This window comes from Micromonospora sp. NPDC004540, from assembly GCF_040610095.1.
Classification (GTDB): Bacteria; Actinomycetota; Actinomycetes; order Mycobacteriales; family Micromonosporaceae; genus Micromonospora.
On the sequence record NZ_JBEXLR010000125.1, the window covers coordinates 1 to 17,087 of the forward strand.

A 17,087-nucleotide genomic window follows, 5' to 3' on the forward strand; every position below is an offset into this window, starting at 1 on the left:
GCCGGGCATGCAGATGGCGCCCGCCGCCCAGGCCGGAGTGGCCGTTCAGGCCGCGCCGGTGGCCGTGGCCGCGCCGGCCGCGCAGACCGGACCGGGCGCGCAGGGCTCGGGCTCGGGTTCGTGGTCGGGCGACAAGGACAAGAAGGACGACCGCAAGAAGGACGAGGGCGAGGGCGACGGCGGCGGCCTGCTGGTCGAGCGTGGCGGCAGCGCCCACCTCAAGGACGTGAAGCTGACCGGCAACAACGCCGAGAACAACGGCGGCGCGATCGCCAACTTCGGCCGGGTCGACCTCGAGGACAGCAAGGTCGAGAACAACCACGCCCGGAAGGACGGCGGCGGCATCTTCAACGAGGGCATCCTCAAGGTCAAGGACACCCAGATCAGCAACAACACCGCCGGCGGCAACGGCGGCGGCATCGCCAACGGCAAGGGCAAGAAGGACGACCACGACAAGAACGGCCACGACAACTACGGCTACGGCAACAGCAGCTGGGACAAGGACGGCCACGACAAGGACCGCAAGGACCGCGACGAGGCCGGCACCGTCGAGATCACCGGCTCCGAGAACGGCAAGGAAAGCACCAGGAGCATCATCGAGGACAACAAGGCGGGCAAGAACGGTGGTGGCCTGTTCAGCTCCGGCGGCACCGTCACGATCACCCTCACCGTGATCAAGAACAACACCGCCTGCGACAGCGGCGGCGGCATCTACGCCGTCGACACCGACCTCAAGCTCGACAAGGTCCTCGTCGCCAAGAACCACGCCGACAAGGACGGCGGCGGCATCGTCAACACCGGCGGCGAGGACAAGAAGAAGGACTGGTCCTCCAACGGCGGCGACAAGAGGGAGCGCGACAACAAGGAGTCGGACGCCACCGCCACCATCTCCGACAGCGAGATCGTCGACAACACCGCCAACCGCTTCGGCGGCGGAATCTTCAACGGCGACACCGACGTCAAGCTCAAGGACGGCTTCAAGGACGACCACGAGGACGGCGAGGACGACAACGCCACCCTGACGCTGCGGGACAGCGAGGTCAAGGGCAACACCGCCCTCAACGGCGGCGGCATCTTCAACAACAAGGGCAAGGTCACCCTGACCAACACCCGCGTCACCAAGAACACCGCCACCGACACCGCCAAGCTCCACCGCGTCGCCGGCGGCATCCTCAACAACGAGGGCAGGGTCAAGCTCGACGACAAGTCGACCGTCACCAACAACGACCCCACCAACTGCGCCGGCACCGTCAAGGACTGCTTCAACTGACCACGGTCAGCGAACGGATCGACGCAAGCGTCCGGCCCCCTGCCACCTCGGTGGCAGGGGGCCGGATCGTCGTCGGGTCAGCTCTGGACGAAGACCGCCACGCTGCGCGCCGGCACGGTGAAGGTGCCATCGGCCCGGTCGAAGGACGCGGTCCGGAGCACCGGGTCCGCGGAGTTCCTCAGCACCGGGTGCAGCGCCACGTTCGCGCCGCGCAGGCCGGCGACGGACTGCTTCGCCGTCTCCGGCGTGCCGTTGAAGACCACGGTGACCGACTTCCACTTCCCGTCCAGCCCGCGGGCGTCCAGGGTCATGGTGATCACGCCCGGGGTCTCCCCCTCGCCGGAGAGCGGGAAGGCGACCCGCTTCTGCACCTGGTCGGCGGTGGTCAGCCCGAAGACCGGCGAGGAACGCCGGACGGTCAGCAGCTCCGCGTACCGGGCGTCGGCCAGGTCGATCGCCGCGCAGTCCGGCACCAGCTTCGGGTCGGCCAGCAGGGGCTTGGCGTACGGCCACTTGTCCTTGTTGTCCTGCTCCGGCGGGAGGCCGGCGCCGAAGCCGTTGCCCTGGGCGCAGTCCCAGCGGATCTGGTTGAACCAGTCACCGGAGTCGTACGAGTTGCGGTCCAGCGACTTGGAGCGCAGCCGCTCCGAGCCGGCCGTCACGAACCCGGTCCCCTGCCCCATCGCCACGGTGCTCAGTGCGAGCACCTGCATCCGGGCGCGGTCCTGCGCCGAGGTCCCCTGCGGCAGCTTGTACGCCAGCGCGTCGTACAGGATCTCGTTGTCGTGCGCGTCGACGTAGGTGACCGCCTCACCCGGCGCGGCGGTGTAGCCGGCCGGCGAGCCGTTGTAGTCGACCTGCGCGCCGGTGACCGGCCGGCCGGACGAGTCGGTGAACCGGTAGCCGCGCAGGTTTCCGGTCAGGCCCACCTTGATCAGGTCCTGCTGGTGCAGCAGCCGGGCCTTCTGCTCCGCGGCCGAGCCGTTGACGCCGTCGCCGTTCGGGTCGGTGAAGAGCCCGGACGCGAAGCCCTGGATCCGCGGGTTGCCGTCGAACGGCCCGCCGCCGCGTACCGCGTCGCGGAGCCGGTCGTTGAAGGTGCCGATCCCGGTGCCGGCCATGTTGGCCTGGGTGGCCTGCACGAACCGGGCGTCGTCGGCGACCTCGCCGAAGTTCCAGCCCTCGCCGTAGAGCAGGATCTTCTTCCCGTCCACGCCGTCGCGGGCCGGGGTCAGCCCGTCCAGCGCGGCGCGGACGGCCAGGATGTTCGCCTTCGGGTGGTGGCCCATCAGGTCGAACCGGAAGCCGTCCACCTTGTAGGCCTTGGCCCAGGTGACCAGGGAGTCGACCACGAGCTTGCCCATCATGGCGTGCTCCGGGGCGGTGTTGGCGCAGCAGGTCGAGTTGGCCACGCTGCCGTCCTCCAGCAGCCGCTGGTAGTAGCCCGGCACCACCTGGTCGAGCACCGACTTCGGGTCGGTGCCGGCGGCCGAGGTGTGGTTGTAGACGACGTCCATGACCACGCGCAGGCCGGCCTGGTTGATCCCGGCGACCATCTGCCGGAACTCGGTGGTCCGCTTCGCCCCGGCCGGGTCGACGGCGTAGCCGCCCTCCGGCACGGTGTAATGCAGCGGGTCGTACCCCCAGTTGTAGCCGTCCTTGCCGGCCACCGCCGCGACGCACTTCTGCTGCTCGTCGGAGTCCGGTGGCAGCGCGGCCAGGTCGCAGGCGGGCTGCGCCTGGTCGGCCCGCTTCTCGGGGATGGTGGCGAAGTCGAACGCCGGCAGCAGGTGCAGGTAGTTGACCCCGGCGTCGCCGAGCGCCCGGAGGTGCTTCATCCCGGCCGTGGTCGGGTCGGTGAAGGCGAGGTAGGTGCCCCGCCGGTCGGCCGGCACGGTGGTGTCGGCGATGGAGAAGTCGCGGACCGACACCTCCTGGATCTGTGCCTTCGCCGACGGCACGGCCGCCGGCTTGCGCAGGTTCGCCCAGCCGGCCGGGGCCAGCGCCGGGTCGGCCAGGTCGACGATCTGGCTGTGCGTCGAGTCCGGCGCGAGGGCCAGCGAGTACGGGTCGGTCACCGCGGCGGTGACCACCTTCTGCGCCGCCGGTTGCCACGCCTCGACCTGGTAGCGGTAGTACTTCCCGGTCCACGCCTTCGTGCCGCGCGCCGACCAGACGCCGGTGGTGTCGTTGCGGCTCATCGACACGGTCGTCGGCTCGGCCGCCGGCGAGTCGAAGAGCTGGAGCGAGACCTTCCGGGCGGTCGGCGCCCAGACGGCCAGGGTGGGCACCTTGCCGGCGAACGTCGGGCCGAGCTTCGCGTCGGTCGCGGCCCGGTAGACGTCGTCGAGCACGCCGGGGATCTGCACCCCGGTGGCGCCGAGCAGGTGGCCCTCGGCGTCCCGCTCGGTCACCACGAGCTGGCCGCGCAGCGCCGCGGGCACCTTGGCCAGGTCGGCGCGGTCCAGCGTGAACGCGCGGTAGGCCCAGAGCTGCGGGTACGCCTGCCGCTGCGCCTCGGTCAGCCCGTTGCGCCCCGCCCGCAGCGGCAGTGTCGTGTACGTCCCGGTCAGCTCGCCGTCGGCGATGCCGAGTCCGCCCGCGGGGGCGGCCACCAGGGCGTACCGCTTGCCGTCGGTCGGCCCGGTCTGCCAGGCCACGGTGGACCGGTCGATCCACTGCGCCTTCTGCTTGGTGATGTCGAGGTCCTTCGCGACGCCGGACGAGGTCGGCGGCAACAACCGGCCCTTGACCCCGGCCAGCAGCCAGATCTCGTGCCCGGCGGCGGCGAAGTCCAGCCGCTGGTCGTCGGGCTGGTCCTTCTCGTCGCCGGAGTGCACGATGTAGTTCAGCCCGGTGGCGCCGGCCGCGAGCGGCACCCGGAAGACCGCGCCGTAGGTGTCGATCTTCTCCGGCTTCAGCGGGTTGCCCCAGTCGGTCGGGTTGGCGGCGCCGTCCCAGAGGTGCAGGCCCCAGCCGTCGTAGTTCCCGTCCGCCTTGCGCCAGTGGATGACCGCGGTGCTCTGGTCGACCGGCGGGTCGGGCTCGCCGGTGGCGGCCACCCGGGTCGGGTAGAGGGTCGCGTCGCCCTGCTTGACCCAGACCTCGCCGGTCTGCGTCACGTCGATGCTGCGGTCGTTCGCGACGTCCTTGTTCCCGTCCTTGTCGACCACGAGGAACCCGACCGACTTCGCGCCCGGCTTCAGCTTGACCCAGGCGAACCGGCCGAAGGAGTCCTCACCCGCGAACGGCTGCCCCTTGGGCCACTCGGTCTGGTACGCCGGGTCGATGTCGCCCCAGGTGTAGAGGCCCCAGTCGGCGTACCCCCCGGCGGGGCGCTGGTAGTGCACGACCGCCCAGTCCCGCGACGCGCTCTGCGCCGGGGTGCCGACCACGCCGGTGGTGCGCGCGGCGGCCACCCGGCCCTTGCCGTCGCGGACCACCGCCTTGTACTCGACCTTCGTCCCGCCGGCCAGGCCGGTCAGGTCGTGGTGGACGGTGTACGGCGCCCGGTGCGCGCTGCCCAGCAGCGTCCACTTGCCGCCGGGGACCCGGGCGGCGAACGTGACGGTTGCCAGGGGGTCGCCGGTGACCTGTGCGGTGACGGCGGCCGTGGTGGCGACCGGGGCGTCGCCCGGCTCGGTGAGGGTGATCGTCGGGGCCGCGCCGGCCGGCGGGATGGCCCGGTCGGCCCTGAGCACCACGGCGGACATGGCCGGCACGGTGACGCCCAGCTTGCCGTCGGCGCCGGCGCTCGCGGTGGCCGCACCGCCGTAGACGCCGGTGAAGGTGGCGCCGGCCGACCAGGTGTCCACGCTGACAGTCTGCGCGGTCGCGGCGTTGTTCACGGCGACGACGTACTCGGTGCGGTCCTTCGGCAGGACGCGGGAGAAGGCGAAGACGCCGGGGCCGTCGGCCGCGTACCGGGTGACCTGGATGCCGTCCCGCAGGGCCGGGTGCGCCTGCCGCAGGCTGCCCAGCTCGGCGATGGTCCGGTAGAGCGGGTGGGCGGCGTCGTACTGGTCGCTGGCGTGGGTGCGGGTGGTGCCGATCAGGTCGTCGTCGAGGTAGTCCGCCGTCCTGCTGGCGAACATGTCCTGCCGGGCGTCCTTGTCTCCGCCGGGGCCGGTGAAGCCCTGCTCGTCACCGGAGTAGACGACCGGCTGGCCGCGGGTGAGGAACATCAACTGGTGGGCGAGCTGGTCGCGGCGGAGCTGGCTGGCGTCGTCCCCGCCGGCGGCCGCGACGAACGAGCCGATCCGGCCCATGTCGTGGTTGCCGAGGAAGGTGGTCAGCCGGTTGGCGTCGGTGTCCCGCGCGGCGTAGAGGTCGTCCTTGGCGTACACGTCGGCGAGCGCCTTGGCCGAGCCGTCCGCGGCGGCGTAGCCCCGCGCGGCCTCTTGGAAGGAGAAGTCGAGGGTGGCCGGGAGGCCGCCCTGGCGCACATAGGTCGACTCGATCTGCTGGTCGGAGCTGTAGACCTCGCCGAACATGAAGAAGTTCGGCTTGCCGGCCTTGGCGGCGGCGGCGTTGATGCCCCGGGTGAACTGCGGCCAGAAGTCGAGATTGGCGTGCTTGACCGTGTCGAGGCGGAAGCCGTCGACGCCGGCCTTGCCGATCCACTGCGCGTAGATGTCGGTCATGCCGCGGACCACCTCGGGACGCTCGGTCCAGAGGTCGTCGAGGCCGAAGAAGTCGCCGTACTCGCTGTTCTCACCGGCGAAGGTGGAATCGCCCCGGTTGTGGTACATGGTCGGGTCGTTCAGCCACGCCGGCACCTTCACCTTGGCGTCGGCCGCGCTGGCGAAGGTCGGCGTGTAGGGGAAGGACCCGCTGTCGACCCGCGGGAACGCCCGGGTGCCGTCGGCGTAGTTGCGGTCCTCGAAGGCCCGCCCCTGCGTGTCGGTGTAAGGGCTCGTCTTCTTGTCGACGTAGCCGTACTTGTCCTCGGCGTAGCGGATGACGTCCGCCGTGTGGTTGGCGATGATGTCCAGGTAGACCTTGATGCCCCGCTGGTGGGCGAGGTCGACCAGCTTCTTCAGCTCGGCGTTGCTGCCGAAGTGCGGGTCGACCTGCGTGAAGTCGGTGATCCAGTAGCCGTGGTAGCCGGCGGAGACGTCCGCGCCGGCGCCCTGCACGGGCCGGTTCTTGAAGATCGGGGCGAGCCAGATGGCCGTGGTGCCGAGGCCCTGGATGTAGTCCATCCGGTCGATGACCCCCTTGAGGTCACCGCCGTGGTAGAAGCCCTTGTCCGCGGGGTCCAGGCCGGTGCTGAGCCGGTCGCCGGCCAGCCCGCCGGTGTCGTTGCGCTTGTCGCCGTTGGCGAAGCGGTCCGGCAGGACGAAGTAGAACTGCTCGGCCTTGGCGCTGTTGCTGCCGGCCTTGAGCAGCGCCTCGGCGGACGGCTCCCGGCTCCACTGCGCGGCGCCTGCGGCGGCCAGCACGTCGGGGGTGGCGGGGCGGTCGCTGCCGTCGGCACCCAGCTGGTGGAGGGCCACCGGCACGCCGACGAGGGTGAGCACGAGGGAGGAGGCCAAGGCGGCCAGCGCCTTGCGGGATATCGGCGGGGGTTTCATCGACGGCCTTTCGTTGGTCGCTGATTCGCCCGCACGCTAGCCCCCGCCGAAACATTCTGCAATACCTTGCAAACAGAGTCGCAACAAAGCAGCGGTCTTGCGAAACCCGGCAGAGCTGACGGGGGAACCGGGTCGAGGATCAGAGGCCGGAGCAGGCGGCGCCGTCGACCGCGCAGCTTGTCGGCCGGGTCGTGCCCGTCTGCTCGAAGTGGAACTGGAGCGGCACCGACGCGCCGGGCGCCAGGTCCACCCCGCTGCGGTAGGTGAACACGCCGTCGGTGAAGCCGCCGCTGCCCTGCTCGGCGCCGCTCACCCAGGCGGCCACGAGCCGGCCGCGCGGGAAGGTCAGCCGCACCGTCCAGCCCCGCGCCGTGCCGGCGGTGTTGACCAGCCGCACCTCACCCACGAAGCCGCCGTCGAAGCTGCTCACCACCCCGTACCGGCCGGTGACCGGCGGGGCGGGCGGCGGTGGCGCGGGCCGGCTGCTGCGGGCGCCCGCCCTGGCCGGCGGGCTCGGCGTCGGCCGGGCGGGCAGCACCGTCGACCGGGGGGACAGCCCGGGGACCACCGGCCCGGCGGCGGACGAGGGCGGACGGGTGGCCCCGCCCGGGATGGTGGGAGTGGTGACCGGCAACTGGGGCAGCGACATCGTCGGGGCCGGCGGCGGGGCCTCCGCGTACGTCCGCCGCCCGCGCACCGAGCCCAGCGCCACGACCAGGAGCACCACCATGACGATCACGCCGATCGAGACGATGATCCAGGGCGAGGAGGTGATGGCGGCGCCGGGTGACGGGCGTACGCGTCGCGAGCCGGACATGACCCTCCCCTGTCGGTCCCCTCAGGCGAGCGTAACCATCGCGACGTTCTGCCGGCAGCGCCCGGCCCGCCCACCGCCGGTGCTCGGCCTCAGCCGAGGACGCAGTCCGCGCCGTTGACCGTGCACTGGCCCGGCCGGTCGCCGGTGCCGGTGCGGCCGAACGCCAACCGCACCGTGGCGCTCTGGCCGGCCGGCAGCGGCCCGGTGCCGCGCAGCACGAACACCCCGCTGCCCTGGGTGCTGACCGACACCCCGGAGCTGGACGAAGCCTCGATGGTCTTCACATTGCCGGTGAAGAGCAACTCGACCTCCCAGTCCTGGCCGCGGCCGGAGCCGTTGACCACGGTCAGCCGGGCCTCGAACCCGTCCCGGTCGCTCGCCGTGGCGTCGTACCGGGCGCTGACCGCACCCTGCGTGACCGCCCGGGTCGAGGTGCTGGGCCGCGGCGTCGCGGACCGGGACGCCCCGGCCGAGGGCGAGGCGGTCGCGCTGGGCGACGGCGTCGCCGATCCGGTGGCCGCGACGGTGGCCCCGCCGGCCGTCGGGGTGGCCGTCGGGTAGACCCCGAGGGTCGGCAGGTACATCGGTGGCGCGGGCGCCGGCAGCGGCCGCTGTTCCTCCCCGCGCAGCGAGAGCAGGACGACCACCAGCAGGCCGACGAGCAGGCCGACGCCGAGCAGCACCACGATCCACGGCACCGAGGTGAGCCCCCGCGGCGCCGCCGGCGCGTCGGGCGGCCGGGCTGGCCCGCCGCTCATCAGATGCCCCTCTCATGGTTGCCGACGCGCAAGCGTAGTCACGGTGCGCCGTTGCGCGCACCGCGCCCGGAACGATCCGACCGTCCGGGCACCCCGGACGCGCGGAACGGATGATCAAGCACGGCGGATCGGGCCCCACCGGCCGACCCGTCCGCCACAGCGCGCACCCGACACGTCGCACCGCGTCGTCGGCTACGCTGTCCGGGCTCAGCTATTGGAGCTCCTAAATGGTTCAGATCCGGGCAAGGACGCGCACATCCGCTCGCACTGTCCATCATGGAGTGCCCCGCCACCTCCGGTCGGCGACCGGCTGCCGACCCGCTCCGTCCCACCCCGACAACCCCTCCCCCCCACTCGGAGCAGCTCCATGCAGATTGCCAGCGCGCCATCCGGGCTCATCCGCAAGTCCCTCGGCACCGGCGCCCTGTTGGTGTTCAGCGCGACCGCCTCCTCCCCGATGGCGGTCCTCGCCGGCGCGATCGTCGCCACCTACGCCTCGACCGGCGTCACCGGCACACCGCTCGGCTTCCTCGTGATCGCCGCCGCCCTGCTCTTCTTCTCCGTCGGCTACCTGGCCATGGCCCGCTACGTCTCCAGCGCCGGGGTCTTCTACGCGGCCCTGGCCGCCGGCTTCGGGCGGTTCTGGGGTGTGGTCGCCGCGCCCGTCGTGCTGCTCGGCTACAACGCAATCCAGATCTGCCTCTACGGGCTGCTCGGCGCGGTGGTCAGCGGCAGCCTCGGCGGCGCCTGGTGGGCCTGGGCGCTGCTCGCCTGGGCCGGGGTCGCCCTGGTCGGGGTGCTGAAGGCGCGGATCAGCGTCGGCCTGCTGGGCACGGTGCTGGCCGTCGAGATCGCGGTGATCCTGCTCTTCGTGCTCACCTCGTTCACCCACCCGGCTGGCGGGTCGGTGAGCTTCGCGCCGCTGGACCCCGGCAACCTGCTGGTCCCCGGCATCGGCGGCGTGGTCGCCTTCTGCGCGGCCTCGTTCGTGGGCTACGAGTCGGCCGCCGTCTACTCCGAGGAGTCCCGGTCACCGCAGGCGGTGTCCCGGGCGACCTACTCGGCGCTGGTCCTGCTGGCCGTCCTCTACGCCCTCGCCGCCTGGGCCCTGGCCGTGGCCGTCGGGCCGGACCGGGTCGTCGACGAATCTCGCGACCCGAACGCCGGCCTGCCGTTCTCGATCCTGCAGGCGCACGCCAGCCCCGTGCTCGGCAGCGTCGCGACCGTCCTGGTGGTGACCAGCGTGTTCGCCGCGATGGTCAGCTTCCACCACTCGATCGCCCGGTACGCCTTCAGCCTCGGGCGGGAGCGGGTGCTGCCGGCGGTGTTCGAGCGGGTCGGCCGGGGCGGCGCGCCGGTCGCCGGGTCGGTGCTCCAGTCGGCCGTCGCCCTGCCGGTCATCCTGGTCTTCGCCCTGACCGGGGCCGACCCGGTCGCCATCATGTTCAGCTGGCTCTCCGGCGTCGCGGCCATCGCGGTGCTGCTCATGATGGCGGTCACCTCGGTCGCCACGATCGCGTTCTTCCGCCGGGGCGGCGGCAGCGACGAGAGCGCGTGGCAGCGCACGGTCGCGCCGGCCATCGGGGCGGCGCTGGTCGGCGCGGCCCTGCTCACCACGCTGGTCAACCTCTCCGCCGTGCTCGGGGCGCCCCCGGAGTCCACCACGAAGTGGCTGGTCCCCGGCGCGGTGGCGGCCGCTGCGGCGGTGGGGCTGGTCTGGGCCGCGGTCCTCCGGTCCACCCACCCGGAGGTGCTGGAGAACGTCGGGCAGGGCCAGCCGCGCCCGCTCGCGGTGATCGAGCAGGACCTGGCCGGCCGTTCCCTGTAGGACGGCCCCGGACGCCTGACGACCCGCCCCTCCGACACCGGGGGCGGGCCGTCGGCGTCCTCAGCGGGGGCGCCGGCCGCCCATGGCTCCGACCACCGCGGTCTTGCGCTCCTGGCCGGTCAGCACCAGCTGGTTGAGGCGCTGCAACCAGCGCCAGGCCGGGTGGACCTGCTGCTCCGGGCTGAGCGGCAGCCAGCTGCGGTACTCCACGACCCCACCCGTGAAGTGCGGCGAGGTGGAGTGCACCACGACCTGCTCGTGCGCCCGCGCCGGGCGCTCCACCACCAGCAGGTTGTCGTCGGACATGACCACCAGGTTCCGGCCCGGGATGCCCATCCCGCCGACCCCCGGCGCCTCGGCGCCGGCCTCGTCGCCGCCGCCGAGCAGGGTCGACACCGAGACGCCGACGTAGCGCGCCTCGGCGGGCATCGGCTCGCCGGCCTGGGTCATCTGGGCCACCGGGTCGAAGACCCCACCCCCGGCCAGGTAACCCTCGGCGATCTCGCACAGTTCGGCGAGCAGCGCCGGCAGGTCCTGCACCTCGCTGCCGTCGCGGAACAGCCGCGATGCCGCATTGATCTCGTAGTAGGGCCGGCGGGGGTCGGCGAACCGGGGGTCCAGGCTGGCGTAGAGGAAGACCAGCGCGTGCGGCCCGACCGGCTTGGTCCGGCGCAGGTCCCAGTAGTGCGAGGCGTGCAGCGCGTTCGCGTACTGCACCCGGTGCACCACCGCCTGCCGGATCTGGTGGTGGACGGCCGGGTTCGAGTAGCCGTCGGCGCCCGGCTCGCGGCCGTCGCGCGACGACCAGCTCGCCGGGGCCGGCCCGGAGTCGCCGTAGCCGGTGGTGTCCGGGGCGCCTAAGCCGGGGGCGACCGGCGCGCCGAAGCCGCCGGTGTCCGGGGCGCCTAAGCCCGGGGCGTGCGGGGCGTGCGGAGCGCCGTAGCCGCCCGGGGGCGCCGGGTGTGCCGGTGCGGGGGCGCCGTAGACCGGAGCCGCCGCGGCGCCCAGGCCCGAGCTTCGGCCGCCGTGACCCGGTGTCTCCGGCGGGGCGAACCGGGGGGCCGGGGCGGGTCCGCCGAAGCCGCCGGCCGTCGGAGCGCCGTGGGCCGGGCCGAAGCCGTGCGGCACCGCCCGGTCGGGGTGGCCGGAAGCCGCGGGAGCGCCGAAGCCCTCGCCCGCGCCGCCGTAGGCCGGCGGCTCGGCGGCGCCGTAGCCCGGGGCGCCGTAGCCGCGAGCCGGCGGGGCCGGTGTGCCGTGGGCCGGTGTGCCGTGGGCCTGGGTGGCCGGGCCGCCGTGTCCGGGCACGTCCGCGGTCGGCGAGCCGTCGGTGAGCGGGCGGTCTCGCCACCGCAGGGGCGGCCTGACCGGCGCCGGCCGGGGATACGTCGGCCGATCGGCCGTGCCGTGGACCCCACGGTTCTCATAGGACGGCGGCGGCAGCGGCGAGAGGTGGTCCTGCGACACGTGGCAGCTCCTGGCTAGCTGGAATTCGCCCGGCCGATGATTTCACTCCGTGCACGCGTTATCAACTGTCCGCAAGCATTCCATGGGCTGCGCTCGCTGACTGCTTGCTCGGTCAGGGCCGACTGTCCACAATGGCAATTGCCCCGATCACCAGCGATTTCGCCCAGCCCGTCAGTCGATTATGGACAATTGGTGGCCAAGTTCGTTACGGTTGCCCGCTCTCCGTGACTCATGGTCCACTCTGTGCGCTGTGCACCGGGACGACGAGGGAGCGCGTGTTGTCAGCCGACCCAGGCCGTGACGGTTCCGTCACCCGCCCCGAGGAACTCCTCGCCGAAATCGCCGCCGTCCGCTCGGCCGCGGCGGCCGGCCGGGAGACGCACGTCGGCTTCCCGGTCGCCACCGACATCGACTACAGCCCGCTGGCGCCGCTGTTCGGCTCGTTGCTGAACAACATCGGCGACCCGTGGACCGACCCGGCCGGCGCCAACCACACCAAGCGGTACGAGCGGGAGGTGCTGGACTGGTTCGCCGACCTGTTCCAGGCCCCGGTCGACGACCGCTGGGGCTACCTCACCTCGGGCGGCACCGAGGGCAACCTCTACGCCCTCTACCTGGCCCGGGCCCGGTTCCCCAGGGCGCTGGTCTACCACTCCGCCGACGCCCACTACTCGCTGCCCAAGTGCGTCGACATCCTCGGGCTGGACTCGGTGGTGGTCCGCACCGACGAGCGCGGCGAGATGGACTACGACGACCTGGCCCGGCTGGTCGACCGGCACCGGGACCGGCCCGCCATCGTGGTGGCCACCTGCGGCACCACGATGACCGAGGCGGCCGACGACGTGCCGCGGATCCGGTGCCTGCTCGCCCGCACGCCGGTCCGCCACCACCTGCACGTCGACGGCGCGCTGGCCGGCGTCCCGCTGGCGCTGGCCGACGGGCGGGCCACGCTGCGGCTGGACGCCACCGTGGACAGCATCTCCATCTCCGGTTACAAGTTCCTCGGCACCCCGGTGCCGTGCGGGGTGGTGCTGACCCGCCGCACCCTCCAGCAGCAGCTCGCCCGGTCCCCCAACTACACCGGCACGGTGGACACCACGATCAGCGGCTCGCGCAGCGGCCACCCGGCGCTGCTGCTCTGGTACGCGATCCGCAGCCTCGGCCACGACGGCCTGCGCCAGCGCGCCGAGCGGGCCCGCGACCTGGCCGCGTACGCGGTGGAGCGGCTCAACGAGGTGGGCTGGCCGGCCTGGCGGCACGAGCACGCCTTCACCGTGGTCTTCCCCACCCCGCCCCCGGCAGTGACGGCGAAGTGGGTGCTGGCCAGCGGCGCCGGTCGCAGCCACCTGATCTGCATGCCCGGCGTCACCCGGGAGACCGTCGACGCCTTCGTGACCGACGTGGCCGACGTGGCCGGCGGCGCGCTGCTCGACGCGCTGCCCCGGCAGCGGGAGCGGCAGGCCCTGGTCCGCTGAGCCGTCGGTCAGGCGGTGCGGATGACGGTGCAGATGGCTGGGCCGTTGTCGGTGGCCCGCAGCAGGTAGCGGTAGCGCTCCCCGGGCACCGCCCGGCCATGGCTGTCCAGGAACTCCCAGCGCACCGCCACCTCGGTGAGCAGCGCGGAGACCCGCTGCACGTCCTCGATCTGCGCGTTGGCCGCGACCAGTTCCCGCTCCTGGTAGTCGGGGGCCGCGCCGACGAAGCTGAGCGCCACGGCCGCCGGCGAGGTGAACGAGAAGCTGTAGGTGTCGGCGACCACCAGCCCCGGCAGCGCGTAGCAGCCGGCGATGGCGGGCACGTCGGCGGTGGTCAGCGCCACGCCGTACCGGTCGAAGAAGTCGGTGAGCGTGTCGAGGTCCGTGGAAGCCGTCACGCCGCTCTCCATTACCGGACGGCGGGTCCGGCAAACCTGGTCAGCGGGGCGGGATGCGTACCTCGATCTCCGCCCCGAGCTGGGCGCCGCCCGTGAGGTCGAGGTCGTCGCCGCTCCAGAACCGACCCGGGTCGTACCAGTTGGGCCGGCGACCGGCGGGCAGCAGCCCCATCGCCTCGTAGGTCACGGCCACCACCTCCGCGCAGTACGCGGTCTCCAGCGCCCGGTCGCGGACCGGCACACCGCCACCGTCGGCGATGGAGGGTCGGCCGCGGCGCAGGTTCGGCACCCGGCCGCGGGCCCAGCGCCAGGCGAGCTGCGCGGTGGACGGGAACGGGGTGCCGTCGAGGCGCGCCACGGTCCGCAGCACCGCCTCCTCCATGGCGGTGTCCGCCGACGGTTCGAGCTGGCGCAGCCAGGCCCGCTGGCCGTACCGGTTGGCCCAGACGCAGACCGCGTCCCGCAGGTCGTGCAGTTGCACGCCGCGCTGGTGGGTGCCGGTCCACATGTCCGGCAGCGAGCGGCCCAGTTCGGCGTGCCACATCAGCGGCGGCATGTCGTCGAGCACCACCGCCATGCCCACGTGGTTCACTGGGCTGTTCGTGGTGAGCTGGATGGCGCGGTCCGGCACGCTGCGCCCGCGGAAGACCCACAGGTCGCCGGTGCGGGTCAGCTCCACCGCCTCGTCCAGGCTGATGCTCATGGAGGACTACCCTATGCCGAAGCGGCAACGGATGCGGTGGTGGAAGCTGCTCGGGCTGGCCGGCCTGGCCGGCGTCGCGGCGACCGGCGTGGTCGTGGCGCGGGCGGAGCGGCGGCGCCGGGCGTACACCCCGGAGGAGATCCGGGACCGGCTGCGCGAGCGGCACGCGAAGGCCGGCGACCGGTCCTCCTGAAGCACCGCGGGGCTCACCCTTCGGCGCGGCGCACCGCCTCGTCCAAGGCCTCAGGGGTACGACCGACCAGCGCGCTGCCGTCGTCCAGCAGCAGGATCGGGCGCTGGATGAGCTCGGGGTGCGCGACCATCGCGGCGACCCAGCGCGGCTCCGTGGCGTCGTCGCGGGGCCAGTCCGCCATGCCCAGCGCGGTCGCGGCCGGCTCGCCGGTGCGGCAGATGTCCCAGGCCCGGGCGTCCAGCCGGCGCAGCACCTCGGTCAACTCCTCCGCGCTCGGCGGCTCCGCCAGGTAGGCCCGCAGCCGGTAGGGCACCCGCGCCTCGTCCAGCGAGGCCCGGGCCGTGGCGCACTTCGAGCAGGACGGGTTGTGCCAGATCTCCATGCCCGACATGGTGGCACGCCCACTGTGGAGGCCCTGATGGGGCAGCGGAGGCCACCCGACCTCGCCTACGATGAGCCACATGCAAAACAGTTTCTGGGAGACACAGTTTGTTCTCGACCCGCCGCCGGCCCCGGTCGAGCGGCACGGCGACGTGGACCTCTACCTGCCGGCGGACGAGGGCCCGCGGCCCGCGGTCGTCGTGGTGCACGGCGTCCCACTGCCGCCCGGCGCGCCGGACCCGCGCGAATGGCTGCTCTACCAGGGCTACGGCGCGCTCCTCGCCGAGCAGGGCGTGCTCGCTGCGGTGCCTCAACTTCACCTGCGCAGCCCCGACGACCTGCCGGCCGCCGCCGCACAGGTCGCCGGCGCGGCCGACCTGCTCCGCGCCGACCCCCGCGTCGACCCGGACCGGCTGGCGCTCTGGTTCTTCTCCGGCAGCGGCCTGCTGCTGGCCGACTGGCTGCGCGACCCACCCCCATGGCTGCGCGGCCTCGCCGCGACGTACCCACTGCTCGCACCCCTGCCCGGTTGGCCGCCGATCGACCCGCGCTTCCGGCCGCTCGACGCGCTCGGCCGGGCCGGCGACCTGCCGCCGCTCGTCTTCACGCTGCCCGAACGGGAGCGCCCGGAGGTCGCCGCGACCCGCGATGCGTTCACCGCCGCAGCGGCGCGTCGGGGGACGCCGGTGCGGATCGTGGCGGTACCGGACGGCCGGCACGGCTTCGACGCCCTGGACCACACCGAGGAGTCCCGCGCCGCCGTCCGCACCGCCCGCGACGCCCTCCTCACCCTCCTCACCACCCCCTGACCCCGGCCTTCGGCCGTGTGGATGGAACGCCATGGACGTCTCCGTGCATTTATGACCTTCATGACGTTCCACCCGCGCGGTTCCGACGCCTCCCTCGATCCCCGCACGGATGCTGCCGCTCGTCCGCTTCCCACCAACCGCGGCCGGACTTTCCCCGGCTGGTCCCTGCCCCTCGCTCAGCGGTGCGCGGCCCGGCCGCGCCGGTCCCAGAAGCACCCCCGGCGCGGACGTTGGCGAGTTTCCGTTCGCTGCGGACGGACTCGCCAAGATCGCAGTTGATAGCTCCCGGGCGCGGGGTGCGTGATGTCAGGTGTGGGCCCGGGGCGTCGAATGCAGTGCGCTTGGTCGTCGGCGAGGGTGTGACTCGGCAGGCCGGCGCAGATCACCCATCGGTCGCGGGCATGACGTCTCCGCAAGCGGTGGATCGGCGTTGAGTTCGGCGGCGGCCCCGATCCGCGCCGCCGTTCCACCGCCAGGAGTGCCGCCGTGGCGGCATCAGGCAGCCCGGACGCCCTCACCTCGCCGAGCCGGAGTCGATCTTCCGACCAGGCGATGTGACTGGGGTGCCGCGCGTGACGAACGAGGTGCTGTGCTCAGGTCGCGCCGGGCCACCGCCCGGGCGGCCACGTACTCCCGCAGCCCCTGCCCGCTGGGCGCCGGGTCATCACGCGGCCGGACAGCACCCGGAGGCCGCCCGTGCCGCGCCCGCCCGGGGACCCGCAGGAAACGGACACTCGCCCGGCCGGTGCCGTCGGTGGAACTCCATGGAGGTATCCCGACCCCGGAGACATCCACGGCGTTCCACTCGACGTGTCGCGTTGGAGGGGACCGGGCATGCGCACCGGCGGCCGCCCGGTTATGGAGGCAGGCTTGGGCCGGGCGGAAGTTGGCGCCCGGCTGCGTGACGTGGGGTGGGTGTCCGGTTCGCGGTGGCGGGTTGCGGGCATGCCTGTCCGGTTTCGGGGGGTGGTGTGGGGTGGTCGGCGCCACCGTCGGGGCGGAATCATGCCGGGGCCGGGGTCGTTGTACATGGCAGACCGCGCAGCACCCCGCCCCCCGCGGTGAGGGAGCCCCGGTCGGAATGACCGGCCCCCGCCGGTCGTTACATCCCCCGGACCGTGCACCATCGGTCCACGCCGGTGAGCCGAATCATCCCGCGGCGCCGGTCGTTACATCTCCCCAGGACGTCGGATCAGGCCGAGGGAATCACCCCCCGCCGCCGACAGTTACACCCCCGGACCGCCCGAGCAGGTCACCCCCTTTGATCGCCGGGCACCCTCCGAAGACTTTCTCAGCGGCACCCGCGCCCCCCTTTTGCGTGTGCTGCTCACCCCCGACAGAGAGGCACTCATCATGCGTACCGATCTGCTGCGTAACACCGTGCTGACCGCCGCCGGCCTCGCCGCGACCACCGT

Annotated in this window: 11 protein-coding genes and 1 pseudogene; 5 read left to right on the forward strand and 7 right to left on the reverse strand. The window is 73.0% G+C overall.

All coding sequences use genetic code 11. The annotated features are described in order from the left end of the window. Positions 1-1,270: pseudogene (locus ABZV78_RS28440) on the forward strand (hypothetical protein); the annotation flags it as partial. A 77-nt stretch (positions 1,271-1,347) separates the two neighbouring features. Here the strand turns inward: ABZV78_RS28440 and pulA are convergent. The 3 genes from pulA to ABZV78_RS28455 form a co-directional block, all read right to left on the reverse strand. Beyond that, the gene (gene pulA, locus ABZV78_RS28445; RefSeq protein WP_355643454.1) at positions 1,348-6,846 is read right to left on the reverse strand and encodes a pullulanase-type alpha-1,6-glucosidase; all 5,499 of its coding nucleotides are present in this window, start codon (positions 6,844-6,846) and stop codon (positions 1,348-1,350) included. Positions 6,847-6,985: 139 nt separating this feature from the next. Continuing rightward, the gene (locus ABZV78_RS28450; protein WP_355643456.1) at positions 6,986-7,663 is read right to left on the reverse strand and encodes a cellulose binding domain-containing protein; all 678 of its coding nucleotides are present in this window, start codon (positions 7,661-7,663) and stop codon (positions 6,986-6,988) included. Between the two features lie 89 nt (positions 7,664-7,752). Continuing rightward, a complete protein-coding gene (locus ABZV78_RS28455; RefSeq protein ID WP_355643458.1) occupies positions 7,753-8,421 on the reverse strand; it encodes a cellulose binding domain-containing protein in 669 nt (222 codons plus the stop codon). Positions 8,422-8,788: 367 nt separating this feature from the next. Here ABZV78_RS28455 and ABZV78_RS28460 point away from each other — a divergent pair, with 367 nt between their 5' ends. Beyond that, positions 8,789-10,249: an APC family permease gene (locus tag ABZV78_RS28460; protein WP_355643460.1), complete on the forward strand. Its 1,461-nt coding sequence runs from the start codon at positions 8,789-8,791 to the stop codon at positions 10,247-10,249. A gap of 60 nt (positions 10,250-10,309) precedes the next feature. Here the strand turns inward: ABZV78_RS28460 and ABZV78_RS28465 are convergent, their stop codons facing one another. Continuing rightward, positions 10,310-11,713 carry a hypothetical protein gene (locus tag ABZV78_RS28465; RefSeq protein WP_355643462.1) on the reverse strand — a complete coding sequence of 468 codons (1,404 nt, stop codon included), beginning with the start codon at positions 11,711-11,713 and terminating at the stop codon, positions 10,310-10,312. A gap of 278 nt (positions 11,714-11,991) precedes the next feature. On the opposite strand from ABZV78_RS28465, the gene ABZV78_RS28470 reads away from it, so the two are divergent. Beyond that, the gene (locus ABZV78_RS28470; protein ID WP_355643464.1) at positions 11,992-13,188 is read left to right on the forward strand and encodes a histidine decarboxylase; all 1,197 of its coding nucleotides are present in this window, start codon (positions 11,992-11,994) and stop codon (positions 13,186-13,188) included. 8 nt (positions 13,189-13,196) lie between these two features. Here ABZV78_RS28470 and ABZV78_RS28475 read toward each other — a convergent pair whose 3' ends face one another. Next, entirely contained in the window at positions 13,197-13,586 is a 390-nt protein-coding gene (locus tag ABZV78_RS28475; RefSeq protein ID WP_355643465.1) for a hypothetical protein, read from the reverse strand. 40 nt (positions 13,587-13,626) lie between these two features. Next, a complete protein-coding gene (locus ABZV78_RS28480; protein ID WP_355643467.1) occupies positions 13,627-14,289 on the reverse strand; it encodes a hypothetical protein in 663 nt (220 codons plus the stop codon). Here ABZV78_RS28480 and ABZV78_RS28485 point away from each other — a divergent pair. Beyond that, complete coding sequence (locus ABZV78_RS28485; RefSeq protein WP_355643469.1) at positions 14,288-14,482, forward strand: hypothetical protein; 195 nt, start codon at positions 14,288-14,290, stop codon at positions 14,480-14,482. The genes ABZV78_RS28480 and ABZV78_RS28485 overlap by 2 nt on opposite strands. A gap of 13 nt (positions 14,483-14,495) precedes the next feature. On the opposite strand, the gene ABZV78_RS28490 is transcribed toward ABZV78_RS28485, so the two are convergent. Next, positions 14,496-14,864, reverse strand: coding sequence for an ArsC/Spx/MgsR family protein (locus ABZV78_RS28490; protein ID WP_355643471.1), 369 nt, complete (start codon positions 14,862-14,864; stop codon positions 14,496-14,498). 79 nt (positions 14,865-14,943) lie between these two features. On the opposite strand from ABZV78_RS28490, the gene ABZV78_RS28495 reads away from it, so the two are divergent. After that, a complete protein-coding gene (locus ABZV78_RS28495; RefSeq protein WP_355643473.1) occupies positions 14,944-15,672 on the forward strand; it encodes a hypothetical protein in 729 nt (242 codons plus the stop codon). Positions 15,673-17,087: the final 1,415 nt, after the last annotated feature.

What these genes read in the sequence shown, in the direction of transcription:
- ABZV78_RS28480 (WP_355643467.1), bottom strand. Translation starts at nt 14,289, where the DNA reads ATGAGCATCAGCCTGGACGAGGCGGTGGAGCTGACCCGCACCGGCGAC.
- pulA (WP_355643454.1), bottom strand. Translation starts at nt 6,846, where the DNA reads ATGAAACCCCCGCCGATATCCCGCAAGGCGCTGGCCGCCTTGGCCTCC.
- ABZV78_RS28495 (WP_355643473.1), top strand. Translation starts at nt 14,944, where the DNA reads ATGCAAAACAGTTTCTGGGAGACACAGTTTGTTCTCGACCCGCCGCCG.
- ABZV78_RS28490 (WP_355643471.1), bottom strand. Translation starts at nt 14,864, where the DNA reads ATGGAGATCTGGCACAACCCGTCCTGCTCGAAGTGCGCCACGGCCCGG.
- ABZV78_RS28455 (WP_355643458.1), bottom strand. Translation starts at nt 8,421, where the DNA reads ATGAGCGGCGGGCCAGCCCGGCCGCCCGACGCGCCGGCGGCGCCGCGG.
- ABZV78_RS28485 (WP_355643469.1), top strand. Translation starts at nt 14,288, where the DNA reads ATGGAGGACTACCCTATGCCGAAGCGGCAACGGATGCGGTGGTGGAAG.
- ABZV78_RS28460 (WP_355643460.1), top strand. Translation starts at nt 8,789, where the DNA reads ATGCAGATTGCCAGCGCGCCATCCGGGCTCATCCGCAAGTCCCTCGGC.
- ABZV78_RS28450 (WP_355643456.1), bottom strand. Translation starts at nt 7,663, where the DNA reads ATGTCCGGCTCGCGACGCGTACGCCCGTCACCCGGCGCCGCCATCACC.